The sequence below is a fragment of the Escherichia sp. E2661 genome, assembly GCF_004745185.1.
GTDB lineage: Bacteria > Pseudomonadota > Gammaproteobacteria > Enterobacterales > Enterobacteriaceae > Escherichia.
The window spans coordinates 1-14,869 of the sequence record NZ_PDIG01000003.1 but is presented as its reverse complement, the minus strand read 5'-3'; the positions used below and the strand labels follow the sequence as shown (position 1 = coordinate 14,869).

The 14,869-nt window shown below is 53.9% G+C and carries 15 protein-coding genes and 1 pseudogene; 6 read left to right on the top strand and 10 right to left on the bottom strand.

Translation table 11 applies throughout. The features are described from left to right. Positions 1-91: 91 nt before the first annotated feature. A complete protein-coding gene (locus tag CRI63_RS02295; RefSeq protein WP_000871987.1) occupies positions 92-502 on the top strand; it encodes a YbhQ family protein in 411 nt (136 codons plus the stop codon). Here CRI63_RS02295 and CRI63_RS02290 read toward each other — a convergent pair. The 5 genes from CRI63_RS02290 to cecR are packed head-to-tail and all read right to left on the bottom strand — an operon-like array spanning position 464 to position 6,105. Next, positions 464-1,570, bottom strand: a complete 1,107-nt coding sequence (locus CRI63_RS02290; RefSeq protein WP_000469031.1) for an ABC transporter permease — start codon at positions 1,568-1,570, stop codon at positions 464-466. The two genes, CRI63_RS02295 and CRI63_RS02290, sit on opposite strands and share 39 nt — an antisense overlap. Positions 1,571-1,580: 10 nt before the next feature. Continuing rightward, positions 1,581-2,714 (bottom strand): ABC transporter permease, encoded by a 1,134-nt coding sequence (locus CRI63_RS02285; protein WP_000070131.1) that lies wholly within the window; start codon positions 2,712-2,714, stop codon positions 1,581-1,583. Next, entirely contained in the window at positions 2,707-4,443 is a 1,737-nt protein-coding gene (locus CRI63_RS02280) for an ATP-binding cassette domain-containing protein (RefSeq protein WP_135486468.1), read from the bottom strand. The genes CRI63_RS02285 and CRI63_RS02280 overlap by 8 nt, the downstream gene beginning before the upstream one ends. After that, on the bottom strand, positions 4,436-5,431 hold the full coding sequence (gene hlyD, locus CRI63_RS02275; protein ID WP_135518377.1) for a secretion protein HlyD: 996 nt from the start codon (positions 5,429-5,431) through the stop codon (positions 4,436-4,438). Before hlyD ends, CRI63_RS02280 begins: the two co-directional genes overlap by 8 nt. Positions 5,432-5,433: 2 nt before the next feature. After that, the gene (gene cecR, locus CRI63_RS02270; protein WP_024191852.1) at positions 5,434-6,105 is read right to left on the bottom strand and encodes a DNA-binding transcriptional regulator CecR; all 672 of its coding nucleotides are present in this window, start codon (positions 6,103-6,105) and stop codon (positions 5,434-5,436) included. A 228-nt stretch (positions 6,106-6,333) separates the two neighbouring features. On the opposite strand from cecR, the gene rhlE reads away from it, so the two are divergent. Then, on the top strand, positions 6,334-7,698 hold the full coding sequence (gene rhlE / locus CRI63_RS02265) for an ATP-dependent RNA helicase RhlE (protein ID WP_135518375.1): 1,365 nt from the start codon (positions 6,334-6,336) through the stop codon (positions 7,696-7,698). 233 nt (positions 7,699-7,931) lie between these two features. Here rhlE and ybiA read toward each other — a convergent pair. After that, positions 7,932-8,415, bottom strand: a pseudogene (ybiA, locus tag CRI63_RS02260) (N-glycosidase YbiA). A 119-nt stretch (positions 8,416-8,534) separates the two neighbouring features. On the opposite strand from ybiA, the gene dinG reads away from it, so the two are divergent. From dinG to CRI63_RS24175, 4 genes are all read left to right on the top strand, one after another. Next, the gene (dinG, locus tag CRI63_RS02255) at positions 8,535-10,685 is read left to right on the top strand and encodes an ATP-dependent DNA helicase DinG (RefSeq protein WP_135518373.1); all 2,151 of its coding nucleotides are present in this window, start codon (positions 8,535-8,537) and stop codon (positions 10,683-10,685) included. 27 nt (positions 10,686-10,712) lie between these two features. After that, positions 10,713-11,675, top strand: coding sequence for a DNA-binding protein YbiB (gene ybiB, locus CRI63_RS02250; protein ID WP_135518371.1), 963 nt, complete (start codon positions 10,713-10,715; stop codon positions 11,673-11,675). Positions 11,676-11,815: 140 nt separating this feature from the next. Next, the gene (hcxB, locus tag CRI63_RS02245) at positions 11,816-12,901 is read left to right on the top strand and encodes a hydroxycarboxylate dehydrogenase HcXB (protein WP_135384797.1); all 1,086 of its coding nucleotides are present in this window, start codon (positions 11,816-11,818) and stop codon (positions 12,899-12,901) included. A gap of 66 nt (positions 12,902-12,967) precedes the next feature. After that, positions 12,968-13,027, top strand: coding sequence for a hypothetical protein (locus CRI63_RS24175; protein WP_240782707.1), 60 nt, complete (start codon positions 12,968-12,970; stop codon positions 13,025-13,027). A 13-nt stretch (positions 13,028-13,040) separates the two neighbouring features. Here the strand turns inward: CRI63_RS24175 and ybiJ are convergent, their stop codons facing one another. From ybiJ to CRI63_RS24080, 4 genes are all read right to left on the bottom strand, one after another. Next, a complete protein-coding gene (gene ybiJ / locus CRI63_RS02240; RefSeq protein ID WP_130259773.1) occupies positions 13,041-13,301 on the bottom strand; it encodes a DUF1471 family protein YbiJ in 261 nt (86 codons plus the stop codon). Positions 13,302-13,565: 264 nt separating this feature from the next. Beyond that, a complete protein-coding gene (gene ybiI, locus CRI63_RS02235; protein WP_130214871.1) occupies positions 13,566-13,832 on the bottom strand; it encodes a C4-type zinc finger protein YbiI in 267 nt (88 codons plus the stop codon). Between the two features lie 73 nt (positions 13,833-13,905). Beyond that, positions 13,906-14,583: a PKHD-type hydroxylase YbiX gene (ybiX, locus tag CRI63_RS02230; RefSeq protein WP_135518369.1), complete on the bottom strand. Its 678-nt coding sequence runs from the start codon at positions 14,581-14,583 to the stop codon at positions 13,906-13,908. 49 nt (positions 14,584-14,632) lie between these two features. Then, positions 14,633-14,869, bottom strand: a 237-nt coding sequence (locus CRI63_RS24080) for a hypothetical protein (RefSeq protein WP_205713384.1), incomplete at its 5' end; no start/stop codon positions are given.

Genomic DNA, 14,869 nt, shown 5'->3' with positions numbered 1-14,869 from the left:
GTCGGCGTCACAAAAAGGTGCGGTCTTACGGAATTTTCCGTAAAGTTCGGTACTCTGAGTAAGTAGAGATAAATTCTTCAGGAGAGAAGCCATGAAGTGGCAACAACGTGTTCGTGTCGCAACTGGCCTAAGTTGCTGGCAGATTATGTTGCATTTACTGGTAGTGGCGCTGCTGGTGGTGGGCTGGATGAGTAAAACTCTGGTTCACGTCGGCGTGGGATTATGCGTGCTGTATTGCGTAACGGTAGTGATGATGCTGGTGTTTCAGCGCCACCCCGAGCAACGCTGGCGTGAGGTGGCGGATGTGCTGGAAGAGCTGACCACCACCTGGTATTTTGGCGCGGCGCTGATTGTGCTGTGGCTGTTGTCCCGCGTACTGGAAAACAACTATTTGCTGGCAATTGCAGGGCTGGCGATCCTTGCCGGCCCTGCGGTAGTGTCGTTACTGGCGAAAGATAAAAAATTACATCACCTTGCGTCTAAACATCGCGTACGCCGCTGACCCTGTCGTGGCCGTTATCACCAGTAGCGGCCACAAACTGTTCCACACAATATCCAGACTCGCATCCTTCAAATAAATCTGCTTGGTAATGTCCGTAAAGTGGCGGATAGGGTTAATCCACGTCAGGTTTTGCAGCCATACTGGCATGTTCTCCACCGGCGAAACGTAACCGGAAAGGAGAATGGCGGGCATCATAAAGACGAACACGCCGATAAACGCCTGCTGCTGTGTTGAACAAAGTGACGAAATCAACAGACCGAATCCCACCAGCGATAAACCGTAAATCACCATCGTAAAGTAGAACAGCGCCAGCGATCCGGCGAAGGGGATTTGATACGCCCAGATACCAATCGCCAACACAATGGTGGCCTGGAAGGTGGCGACAATTAATGCCGGTACGGCTTTGCCGATGAATATTTGCCAGGTGGTGAGCGGCGAAACCAGTAGCTGATCGAGCGTACCTTGTTCACGTTCGCGGGCGACGGAAAGTGAAGTGACGATCATTACGCCGATAGTGGTGATCATGGCGATCAGCGACGGCACCACAAACCATTTGTAGTCGAGATTCGGGTTATACCAGTTGCGTACCACCAGCTCGCTGTTGTTAGGTTTCGGTTTTCCTTCCAGCAGCTCCTGCTGATAATTTTTGACGATCTGTTGCAGGTAGTTGGCGGCAATTTGCGCACTGTTGGAGTTACGCCCGTCGAGGATCAACTGCAACGGCGCGGTCTGGAAGGTATCCAGTTTGCGCGAGAAGTCAGCCGGGAAACGCACCAGTAGTAACGCCTTTTGTGTGTCGATGGTTGGGCGGATCTCCTGTGGGCTTTTCAGCAGCAGCACATGAGTAAAGGCGCTGGCGCGGGCAAAACGTTGAGTAAGTTCCACCGAATGCTCGCCATTATCTTCATCGTAGATGGCGATGGTGGCGTTAGTCACTTCCAGCGTGGCGGCGAACGGGAACAGGATCACCTGAATCAGCACGGGTAAAATCAGAATCGCGCGGGTTTGCGGTTCGCGCAGCAGCGACTGCAACTCTTTGCGGATTAACGTCCATAAGCGATGAAACATGCTCTTCTCCCTAATCCAGCCGACGTTTGGTTTTCAGCCACGTCAGGCCGATAAACATCACCGCCGAAGCGATCAAAAACAGCACGTTTACCACCAGCACTACTGGAATATTCCCGGCGAGGAACAGGCTTTGCAGGGTGCTGACGAAATAACGTGCGGGAATAATGTACGTCACCGCGCGGATCACCGCGGGCATACTGTCTATCTGAAATATAAAGCCGGAAAGCATAATCGACGGCAGGAACGCGGCGTTCAGGGCGACCTGAGCGGCGTTGAACTGGTTGCGGGTAATCGTGGAAATCAGCAGCCCCATCCCCAGGGTACTGAGTAAAAACAGGCTGGAGATAAAAAACAGAATCAGCAGCGACCCGCGATACGGCACGCCGAGAATAAACACCGACACCAGCATACACAGCAACATCGCCAGCATCCCGAGGAAATAGTAGGGGATGAGCTTACACAGCAGCAGCTCCGTGCGGGTAATCTCCGTAGAGAGCAAAGCCTCCATGGTGCCGCGTTCCCATTCTCGCGCCACCACCAGCGAGGTGAGAATTGCGCCGATGACCGTCATGATGATGGTCACCGCACCGGGGATAATAAAGTGTTGGCTTATCGCCGCCGGGTTAAACCAGTAGCGGGTTTGTACATCAATAAGCGGTTCAAAAGTCTGCCCGTTATCCTCCGCTCGCTGCATTTGCCAGATCTGCCAGATCCCTTCGACATACCCCTGCACAAAGTTAGCGGTATTCGGCTCACTGCCGTCGGTGATCACCTGAATCGGTGCGGTGGCGTTGGCGCGCTCCATCTGTTCGGCGAAATCCACCGGAATAACCACCAGGCCACGAATTTTCCCCGCCTGCATTTTGGCGATCAGTTCCTGACGGTTATCGCTGATGGTGGCGTCGATATAGGGCGAACCGGTCATGGTGTGGGTGAAATCCAGCGCCGCTTCGCTACGCTGTTCCAGTAAAATCCCGACCCGCAGCTTGCTGGAGTCGAGGTTAATGCCGTAACCAAAAATAAACAGCAGTAGCAGTGGGATCACTACCGCAATCAGCCAGCTACTCGGATCGCGAACGATCTGCCGCGTCTCTTTAACGCACAGCGCCCGCACGCGACGCCAGGAAAGGATCGGATTACTCATTGCCATGCTCCTTATCCCAGTCGTGGATCAACTGAATAAAGGCTTGCTCCATAGTGGGATCGGGTTGCTCATCGTTAGCCGACTGCGCTTTCAAATCATCCGGCGTGCCGCTGGCGATTAACTTCCCACGGTACACCAGGCCGATGCGGTCGCAATATTCCGCTTCATCCATAAAGTGGGTGGTGACCATCACCGTGACGCCTTTCTCTACCATGCTGTTGATGTGCAGCCAAAATTCACGGCGGGTGAGGGGATCAACGCCGGAAGTCGGTTCGTCGAGAAACAGAATGTCCGGTTCATGCATCAGCGAACAGGCCAGCGCCAGCCGCTGTTTAAAACCTAATGGCAGTTCATCGGTCGCGTGGGAGGCGATACTTTTCAGGCCGAACGCCTCGCTCATACGGGAGATTTTTTCGTTCTGCGCCCGACCGCGTAAGCCATACACACCAGAGAAAAAGCGTAAATTCTGTTCGACCGTCAGGTTGCCGTAGAGCGAAAACTTTTGCGCCATATAGCCGAGATGCTGGCGCGCTTTACCAGAACTCTCTTTCAGATCCATCCCTAGCACCAGCGCCTGACCAGAGGTCGGCACCAGCAAACCGCACATCATCTTAAAGGTGGTCGATTTACCCGCGCCGTTTGGCCCGAGCAAACCAAAAATCTCCCCACGTTTAACGGCAAAGTTGACGTGATCGGTGGCGGCAAAATCACCAAATTTCTTGGTCAGTTCTTTCGCTTCGATCACCGTCTCGCCGGGTGTGCCTTCTACCGTATGTAATATTGCGCCCAGCGGCGATTCCGAGGTTCCGGCACCGCCCAGCAAATCGATAAACGCATCTTCAAAGCGGGGCGTGGTTTGGCTGATGTCGATTTCCGGCATCCCGTCGGCGTGGCGAACATCGTCGGGCGTGGCCTCTTTTTTGAGGATCAGGCGTACCGATTTCCCCTGGATCATGCCGTCGCTGACCTGCGGTAGTTTCAAGGCGCGTTGCAAGAGTTTGCGGTTGCCCTCGTGCGGGCTGGTCATCAGAAAGCTGCGTCCGGCCATGGTTTGCGTCAGGGCCGTCGGTTCTCCCTGATACAGCAGCTCGCCTTCGTTCATCAGTAACACGTCACGGCACTGTTCGGCTTCGTCGAGATACGAGGTGCTCCAGAGGATTAACATCCCTTCGCCCGCCAGCTCATGCACCATCTGCCACAGTTCGCGCCGTGAGATAGGGTCAACGCCGACGCCGGGTTCATCGAGCAGCAACACTTTCGGTTCGCCCACCAGGGTACAGGCCAGGCCGAGTTTTTGCTTCATCCCGCCGGAGAGCTTGCCCGCCAGGCGTCCGGTAAAAGGGCCAAGAGACGTAAACTCCAGCAGGCGAGCAAAAGTCTGCTTCCGCGCTTCACCGGTGACGCTGCGCAAATCCGCGTACAGATTGAGATTCTCCATCACCGTGAGATCTTCATACAGACCGAATTTCTGCGGCATATAGCCGAGCACGGCATGCAGCGCAGCGTCGTTTTTGATCGGATCAAAGCCAATCACCGTGGCGCTGCCGCTGTCGGGTTTCAGTAATCCTGCCAGCATCCGCATCAGCGTGGTTTTGCCCGCGCCGTCCGGCCCCACCAACCCCGTCACATAACCTGCATGAATGGTACAATCGAGCGGCGCGACGGCGGGCTTGTCCATGCCCGGAAAGCGTTTTTCCAGGCCGTTTAGCGTGATAACGGCATCATTCATGTCCTGCCTCGTTACCGAATTGCACCGTCACCGGCATTCCCTGGCGTAACGCATCATCGGCGTCGGTCACCACAATACGCAGGCGATAGACGAGGTCGGTACGCAGATCCGGTGTTTCGACGGTTTTCGGGGTAAATTCAGCAGTCGGCGAAACGAAACCAATCTGCCCGTGATAGGGCTTGTCCGGGCGACCATCGGTATAAAGCAGCACTTTGCGCCCCGGCTGGGCCTGGTCAAGATTACGTTCATCAACATAAGCGCGCACCCACACCGGACGCGTTAGTGAAACGGTAAACACCGTGCTACCTTCGTTGAGCACCGTGCCTGGCTCCACTGCGCGGGTTAACAGCGTGCCATCAGACGGTGCTATCAACGTTGAGTCCTGTAAATTCAGCTCCGCCTGCGCCAGTTGCGCCTGCGCCTGTTCGAGGCTGGCTTTCGCCTGGGCGATGTCCTGTTCACGGTTACCGGAACGGTACTGACGTAATTTATCCTGCGCTGATTTCAGCGTTGCCTGGGCCTGGTCGCGCGAGGAGCGGGCATTTTCCAGGTCATTTGCCGAAATGGTGCGGCTTTTCCACAATCCTTGCTGACGAGCATAGAAGTTCTGCGCATAGTCATAGGCGGCTTGCGCCTGTTTCACCGCTGCGGCGGCTTGAGCGATTTCTTCATCGCGATACCCGGCAAGCATCAGGTCATACTGCGCCTGAGCCACCGAAACGCCCGCTTTCGCCTGCATCAGGGCAATCTCATACGGCTTGTGATCCAGCTCGCCCAGCACCTGACCCGCTTTGATCGCATCACCTTCGTCCACCGCCAGCGATTCAACGCGACCACCGACACGGAAACTCAGATTTACGGTGCGAATATCCACATTGCCATACAGCGTCAGGCCGTTATCCTGGCGGCTTTGATACCACCAGTAGCCTCCGGCAATCACGGCGGCAAGTACCACTACCGCCAGTCCAATCACGACAGGTTTTTTCATCACTACAAACTCCTTTGCGATAATCCTTGCAAAATCAGGTCGATATGACAGGTTACCGTCTGGTTAATCAGTTCGGTCTTTTCTTCATCGAACGCAGTCCAGCCGGTACGTAACAGAATCGTTTCTTTGCCGAGACGAAACGCCAGAATCTCGCCAATCAGCGCATGGGTATGGAGGATCATGCGGGTATCGTTGGCGTCGCAGCCGGTCCAGGCGGCAATCAGGCGTGTCAGGTGGCTGTGTAGCGGGCTAATCACCTGTTCATGCACCAGATGGTAGGCCGCCGTGGGAGAGAGCTGTTCTCGGGAGATAAACTTGCTGAGGTTGACGGTGTCATCCTGGGTGAGCAGTTGGATCATGTTCCTGCAGGCGCGAAGGATCAGTTCGCGGATAGCGGCGCGATCCGGCTGTGGTTGTGCGAACAAGCGTTCGGCTTCCTCAGCGTGCGGACGGAACTGCTCGCCAATAAAATCGGCAATCCACTGGGCGCAGGCGAGGTACAAATCTTCTTTCGAACCGAAGTAATAGGTAATGGCAGCGATATTCTGCCCGGCCTGGGCGGCGATATCGCGGGTGGTGGCGTTCATTCCATACTCACCAAACTGTGCCAGTGCCGCAGCAATCAGCTGTTTTTTCGCCTGTTCACCTTTGGTTGTCATGGCAGGACTATTCATAGCACAGCCCAATCTTAATCAAATGATTGATTAAGATTATGACTCATTTTTAGCGTTGTCCAGTATGGCCAGAAATTTTAGCAACGCCAGTCACAGGGATAATTTATGCGCTGCGTCACAAAAACTGCTACACTCCGCTCCCTCATGACATTGTGGTTTTTGTCATTTTCCTTTTCAGTATCTCCCTGAAAACTACACCGGTAACGGTCGGGGCGGTTCGGAGTAGTTATGTCTTTCGATTCTTTGGGTTTAAGCCCTGATATCCTGCGCGCCGTTGCCGAGCAAGGTTACCGTGAACCCACCCCTATTCAGCAGCAGGCGATCCCTGCGGTGCTGGAAGGCCGCGACCTGATGGCCAGTGCCCAGACCGGCACGGGCAAAACAGCGGGCTTTACGTTGCCGCTACTACAACACTTGATTTCCCGCGAGCCGCACGCCAAAGGGCGTCGTCCGGTTCGTGCGCTCATTCTTACCCCGACCCGTGAACTGGCGGCGCAGATTGGCGAAAACGTCCGTGATTACAGCAAATACCTGAACATTCGTTCGCTGGTGGTGTTTGGTGGTGTGAGCATTAACCCGCAGATGATGAAATTGCGTGGCGGCGTTGATGTTCTGGTGGCAACGCCGGGGCGTTTGCTGGACCTGGAACATCAGAATGCGGTGAAGCTGGACCAGATAGAAATCCTCGTCCTCGATGAAGCTGACCGCATGCTCGACATGGGCTTTATCCACGATATCCGTCGCGTGTTAACAAAACTGCCAGCGAAGCGCCAGAACCTGTTGTTCTCCGCGACCTTCTCTGACGATATTAAAGCCCTGGCGGAAAAACTGTTGCACAACCCGCTGGAAATCGAAGTGGCACGCCGCAATACCGCGTCTGATCAGGTGACCCAGCACGTTCACTTTGTTGATAAGAAACGCAAACGCGAATTGCTGTCGCATATGATTGGTAAAGGGAACTGGCAGCAGGTGCTGGTGTTTACCCGTACCAAACATGGCGCTAACCATCTGGCGGAACAGCTTAATAAAGATGGTATCCGTAGTGCGGCGATCCACGGTAATAAATCGCAAGGTGCGCGTACTCGTGCGCTGGCCGATTTTAAATCGGGCGATATTCGTGTACTGGTGGCAACTGACATCGCTGCGCGCGGTCTGGATATCGAAGAACTGCCGCACGTCGTCAACTATGAACTGCCAAACGTACCGGAGGATTATGTCCACCGTATCGGGCGTACCGGTCGTGCCGCAGCTACCGGTGAAGCGTTGTCGCTGGTATGTGTTGATGAACACAAACTGCTGCGTGATATCGAAAAACTGCTGAAAAAAGAGATCCCGCGCATTGCGATTCCGGGCTATGAGCCGGACCCGTCAATCAAAGCGGAACCAATCCAGAATGGTCGCCAGCAACGTGGCGGCGGCGGTCGTGGGCAAGGTGGTGGTCGCAGTCAACAGCAACCTCGCCGTGCTGAAGGTGGTGCGAAGTCTGGTAATGCGAAGCCCGCAGAAAAACCCTCTCGTCGCCTCGGCGATGCCAAACCGGCAGGCGAGCAACAACGTCGTCGCCGTCCGCGTAAACCTGCCGCTGCGCAGTAATCTTTTGATGCCGGGCATAGCCCGGCATCAGGCTGATGACAAACGCAAAACTGCCTGATGCGCTACGCTTATCAGGCCTACGTGAACTCTGCAATATATTGAATTTGCATGCTTTTGTAGGCCGGATAAGGCGCTTGCGCCGCATCCGGCATTTCACAACAAGCACTTGTCAGCAATTTGAGAACGCGGAAAAAAGATTTCTCTGTTTTACCGCCCATAAGCCACCCGAGACGTTACTTCTCTATAGCCAATTGTTCGCGCAACTCCATTAAAAGGTAGCCCAGTCGATTCTTGCCCTTACCATTACCACCGTCTCCCCAGTAAGCATCATTTTCCGTATGCTCAACCAATTTTGCGGGCGCGGTTGCCAGCAAGAGCGCACGCAGTTCTGCATGCTGTTCGAATTTAGCGCGAAGTGCTTTACGCATCACCTGTTCTTTGACCGACTCCCAGTTTTTACGCAGAGGCTTAGAACGATCGCGACCCATGCGTGCGGCGACCATGGGGGGAAGAAACCCGACGGATCTCTTCGCGGTATTTTTCATCAAGGAATTTTTGTGCCTGGAAATAGTGTTCTGAGGTGGGCCAGGTTTTCCCGTCAACCTTAATGGGCCAGGCGGCAAAGTTAGAAAAATCACCGTAGTCATCGCCGGTGCTGTAGAAATTTATGGTGGTGTCTTGCATGACGTGTTGGATCCTTTGTGCTCGAACGGGCATTAAACCGCATTATGTTGGTGGTTATTGCGAGTCGCTTTCCAGAAACAGAAAAACCATTATCCCTGAAAACCGAAAAATGCCACAATATTGGCTGTTTATACAGTATTTCAGGTTTTCTCATGGCATTAACCGCCGCGCTTAAAGCGCAAATTGCCGCCTGGTATAAGGCGCTTCAGGAACAGATCCCCGACTTTATTCCCCGTGCGCCGCAGCGGCAGATGATTGCGGACGTCGCCAAAACGCTGGCCGGAGAAGAAGGGCGGCATCTGGCGATTGAAGCCCCCACCGGCGTTGGGAAAACGCTCTCCTATTTGATCCCCGGCATCGCCATTGCCCGCGAAGAGCAAAAAACGCTGGTGGTGAGTACCGCCAACGTGGCGTTGCAGGATCAGATCTACAGCAAAGATTTACCGCTGCTGAAAAAGATCATTCCCGATCTTAAATTCACTGCCGCTTTTGGGCGTGGGCGCTACGTTTGCCCGCGTAATCTGACGGCGCTCGCCAGCACTGAACCCACGCAACAGGATCTGCTGGCGTTTCTTGACGACGAACTGACGCCGAACAATCAGGAAGAGCAAAAACGTTGTGCGAAACTGAAGGGCGATCTCGATACTTATAAATGGGACGGTCTGCGCGACCATACTGATATCGCTATAGATGACGATCTCTGGCGTCGTTTGAGTACCGATAAAGCCAGCTGCCTTAACCGCAACTGTTACTACTATCGTGAATGCCCGTTTTTTGTCGCTCGTCGGGAGATTCAGGAAGCGGAAGTGGTGGTGGCAAACCATGCGCTGGTGATGGCGGCGATGGAAAGCGAAGCCGTATTGCCGGACCCGAAAAATTTACTGCTGGTGCTGGATGAAGGGCATCACCTGCCGGACGTGGCGCGGGATGCGCTGGAGATGAGCGCCGAAATCACTGCGCCCTGGTACCGGCTCCAACTGGACCTGTTCACCAAACTGGTTGCCACCTGCATGGAGCAGTTTCGCCCGAAGACCATCCCACCGCTGGCGATCCCTGAACGTTTGAATGCGCATTGTGAAGAGTTGTATGAGCTTATCGCCTCGTTAAACAACATTCTCAATCTCTACATGCCTGCCGGGCAAGAGGCAGAGCACCGTTTCGCGATGGGCGAACTGCCTGATGAAGTGCTGGAGATCTGCCAGCGGCTGGCAAAACTCACCGAGATGCTGCGTGGTCTGGCGGAGTTATTTCTTAACGATTTAAGTGAGAAAACCGGCAGCCACGATATTGTACGTCTGCACCGTTTGATTTTGCAGATGAACCGCGCGCTGGGGATGTTTGAGGCGCAAAGCAAACTCTGGCGGCTGGCGTCTCTGGCGCAATCTTCCGGTGCGCCAGTGACCAAATGGGCGACGCGGGAAGAGCGCGACGGGCAGTTGCATCTCTGGTTTCACTGCGTGGGGATCCGTGTCAGCGATCAACTGGAAAGGCTGCTGTGGCGCAGTATTCCGCACATTATTGTCACCTCTGCAACCTTGCGTTCGCTGAACAGTTTTTCGCGTTTGCAGGAGATGAGCGGGCTGAAAGAGAAAGCGGGCGACCGCTTTGTGGCGCTGGATTCCCCCTTCAACCACTGCGAACAGGGCAAAATTGTTATTCCCCGGATGCGCTTTGAGCCTTCCATTGACAACGAAGAACAGCACATTGCTGAAATGGCGGCGTTCTTCCGTGAGCAGGTGGAGAGCAAAAAGCATCTCGGTATGTTGGTACTGTTTGCCAGCGGACGGGCGATGCAGCGGTTTCTCGACTATGTGACGGATTTACGGTTGATGTTGCTGGTGCAGGGCGATCAGCCACGTTACCGTTTAGTTGAACTGCACCGCAAACGCGTCGGCAACGGTGAGCGCAGTGTGCTGGTGGGCTTACAGTCATTTGCCGAAGGGCTGGATTTAAAGGGCGAGCTGCTAAGTCAGGTGCATATCCATAAAATTGCCTTCCCACCCATTGACAGCCCGGTGGTGATCACCGAAGGGGAATGGCTGAAAAGCCTCAACCGCTATCCGTTTGAGGTGCAAAGCCTGCCGAGCGCCTCGTTTAACCTGATTCAGCAGGTTGGGCGACTGATTCGAAGCCACGGTTGCTGGGGCGAAGTGGTGATTTACGATAAACGCTTGCTGACCAAAAACTATGGCAAGCGACTACTGGATGCATTACCGGTATTTCCGATTGAGCAACCGGAAGTCCCTGAAGGTATAGTTAAAAAGAAAGAAAAAGCGAAATCCCCACGCCGTCGGCGGCGTTAATGATGTGAGTCAGGTAAGGAGTCGTAAATGGACTATCGCAAAATCATTAAAGAGATCGGGCGCGGGAAAAACCACGCGCGCGATTTAGACCGGGATACTGCGCGCGGTCTGTATGCCCATATGCTCAACGGTGAAGTCCCTGACCTTGAGTTGGGCGGCGTATTGATTGCGCTGCGTATCAAAGGGGAAGGGGAAGCAGAGATGCTCGGCTTTTACGAAGCCATGCAAAATCACACCATCAAGCTGACGCCGCCTGCAGGCAAGCCGATGCCGATTGTCATCCCCAGTTACAACGGCGCGCGTAAACAGGCCAACTTGACGCCGTTGTTGGCGATTCTGCTGCATAAACTCGGTTTTCCTGTGGTGGTTCACGGGGTTAGCGAAGATCCAACCCGCGTGCTGACAGAAACCATTCTCGAACTGATGGGTATTACGCCAACGTTGCACGGCGGGCAGGCGCAGGCGAAGCTCGACGAACATCAACTGGTGTTTATGCCTGTGGGCGCGTTTTGCCCGCCGCTGGAAAAACAACTGGCGATGCGCTGGCGGATGGGCGTGCGTAACAGTGCGCATACCCTGGCGAAACTGGCGACGCCATTTGCCGAAGGTGAGGCACTGCGTCTTTCCAGCGTTTCGCATCCGGAATACATCGGACGCGTCGCGAAGTTCTTTAGCGATATTGGCGGACGAGCGCTGTTAATGCATGGCACTGAAGGTGAAGTGTATGCTAATCCGCAACGCTGCCCGCAAATCAATCTGATCGACCGCGAAGGGATGCGGGTGCTGTATGAAAAACAGGACACTGCTGGCAGCGAGCTACTGCCACAAGCCAAAGACCCGGAAACTACGGCGCAGTGGATTGAACGTTGCCTGGCTGGCAACGAACCGATTCCCGAATCGCTGAAAATCCAGATGGCTTGCTGCCTGGTGGCTACGGGTGAAGCGGCAACTATCAGCGACGGCCTGGCGCGCGTTAAGCAATCATTTTAAGTTCTCCCCCAGCCGGATGAGCACTGTCATCCGGCCTTTACCCCACCGCAATATGAAATTCCTGCATCTTTATTGACCTTCCCGCGTCTGGCGCGCAGCATAAAAAAGCAACAGGCATATAACATAAACAGGAGTTAACCATGGAAAGTGGTCATCGCTTTGATGCGCAGACGCTACACCGTTTTATTCAGGCTGTATTTCGTCAGATGGGGAGCGAGGAACAGGAAGCAAAATTAGTTGCCGATCATTTAATCGCGGCAAATCTGGCTGGGCATGATTCACATGGCATTGGCATGATCCCAAGCTATGTGCATTCCTGGCGCCTGGGTTCTTTGCAAATCAACCATCACGCCAAAATTATCAAAGAGGCGGGGGCTGTGGTCACGCTTGATGGCGATCGCGCATTTGGTCAGGTGGCGGCACACGAAGCGATGGCGCTGGGGATTGAGAAAGCGCATCAGCACGGCATTGCCGCCGTGGCGCTACATAACTCGCATCATATCGGCCGAATCGGTTATTGGGCGGAACAGTGCGCGGCGGCGGGGTTTGTCTCTATCCACTTTGTTAACGTGGTGGGTATTCCAATGGTTGCACCGTTCCACGGCCGCGACAGCCGCTTTGGCACCAATCCGTTCTGTGTGATTTTTCCACGTAAAGATAACTTCCCGCTGTTGCTTGATTACGCCACCAGCGCCATCGCATTTGGTAAAACTCGCGTCGCCTGGCATAAAGGTGTTCCCGTGCCGCCAGGCTGCCTGATTGATGTTAACGGCGTCCCGACGACAAATCCGGCGGTCATGCAGGAGTCGCCGTTGGGGTCGTTGTTGACCTTTGCTGAACATAAAGGCTACGCGCTGGCGGCGATGTGTGAAATTCTTGGCGGGGCGCTTTCTGGCGGTAAAACGACGCATCAGGAAACGTTACAAACCAGTCCCGATACCATTCTTAACTGCATGACCACTATCATCATCAACCCGGAACTGTTCGGCGCGCCGGATTGTAGCGCGCAGACCGAAGCCTTTGCCGAGTGGGTGAAAGCTTCGCCGCATGATGAAGATAAGCCGATTTTGCTACCGGGTGAGTGGGAAGTGAACACGCGTCGCGAACGGCAGGAGTTGGGGATCCCATTGGATGCGGGAAGCTGGCAGGCCATTTGTGATGCGGCGCGACAGGTTGGTATGCCGGAAGAGACGTTGCAGGCTTTCTGTCAGCAGTTAGCCAGCTAAAAAAAAGCCCGTCCAGTGTCGGACGGGCAAACAAGGGTAACATAGGATCAATGAGGGTTAGAGCATATGCGTCTGTCGGCAAACAGACAGGGAAATACTTTTGCTGGATGTAGCGTAAACGCCTGATCCGGCTTACGAATTACTTATAAATTACCGCAGTACCGCTTAATTTATTGGTGTTGGTGGCGGAAGTGATGCTGTATCCACTCGCCCCAGCAGCTGCCGCTTTCTCAGCCAGTTTCGCTTCCAGGGCATCGAGGGTGGATGCGCCATCGGCAGAAACTACGCCGATTTTGTTCATGCTCTGTGCCTGGGATGCCGTTACCGGTTCCGCGGCAAACACGCCAAATGACAGAGTTGAAAGAGCCATAGCAGCAACAACAGTATTGATAGTTTTCATAATTAATCTCTCGCAGGTGATTTTTGTTTAAGTGACGTTGTTTCGTCGATGTGATGAGTATCACGTTTTTTTGCGAGAGATAAAATCGAAGAGAATTGACTGCCTTGTTCAAATAAATTGATTGATATCTAACATATTGATAAACCATTTATTTGTTGTATTTATGGACCCGTTTTATATCGCGTGGCAGTCACGGCAGCGTTAAAGGCACGGAATGCCACGCAAAATACAAATTATACTCGCTATACATCCCGCCAGTTGTAGTCAACGTAACTGGCTGTCTTTCGAACCTCTGCGATTATATCCTGTATAAGCTGGTTTTTGTAAATCTTTCTCCTGCTGACAATGAATGCATAAGCGCACGCCAGGAATGGCTTCCCGACGGGCCTGCGGGATGGGGGCGCCACACTCTTCACATTCATACAGGCTTTCGCCACGCGGAATTTCACCCCGAGCGCGAGCGATCGCATCTTCAATTGTACTGTTGATCTGTTCGTTGACGGCGTCATCGCTAGCCCAACCGGATGCCATATCGTCCTCCCCATATCAATGCTTGTACAGTTAAGTGTAGCTAATATAGGGTCGAACTCTGGCAGCTCAAGCGTCAGATCTCCGACCATTCCCGCAGCAGATTATGATAAAGATTGAGCAGCGACAGGATCTCTTCACTTTCGCCGTAGCGGCATTTCAGCGACTGAATATTGTTGTCCAGTTCAAACAGCATGGCGCGCTTTTTATCATCGCGGATCATCGACTGGATCCACATAAATGATGCCACTCGCACGCCGCGGGTTACGGGTGTCACGCAGTGCAGGCTGCTGGAGGGGTACAACACCAGATCGCCAGCCGGGAGTTTTACCCGATGTTGTCCGAAGGTGTCATTAACGACCAGTTCGCCGCCGTCGTAGCTTTGTGGATCGCTCAAAAACAGCGTGGCAGAAAGGTCAGTGCGCATCCAGCCGTTTTGCGGGTGACTGCGTACTGCACCATCCACATGAAAACCATAGGTTTCATTGTTCTGGTAGCGATTAAACAGCGGCGTGGAAAGGGTACGCGGCAAGGCAGCGGCAAAGAACAAAGCATGTTGGTTAACCGCGTACAGCACCTCATTTTGCAATTCGGCGTACAGGGCGCTGCGGATATCAACTTGCTGATTGTTCTTAACTTGTGCGCCTTGTGCGCCGGTGGTGACGCGTCCATCAACCCATTCGGCTTGTTCCAGTTGTTCAAGAAAACGCGCGACATCCTGTGGCGATAACACACCGGGAATGTGGTACATCATACAAGTTCTCCAAAAAGTGGGGCCTGCGCCCCACACCGATTTTTAACAGTCATGCCGGATGCGGCGTGAACGCCTTATCCGGCCTACCAAATGATGTGAATTCAATGTGTTGCACAACCTTGTAGGCCTGATAAGCGCAGCGCATCAGGCAACGGTACTCAGGTGCCGGATGCGGCGTGAACGCCTTGTCCGGCCTACAAAATGATGTGAATTCAATGTGTTGCACAACCTTGTAGGCCTGATAAGCGCAGCGCATCAGGCAACGGTGTTCAGATGCCGGATGCGG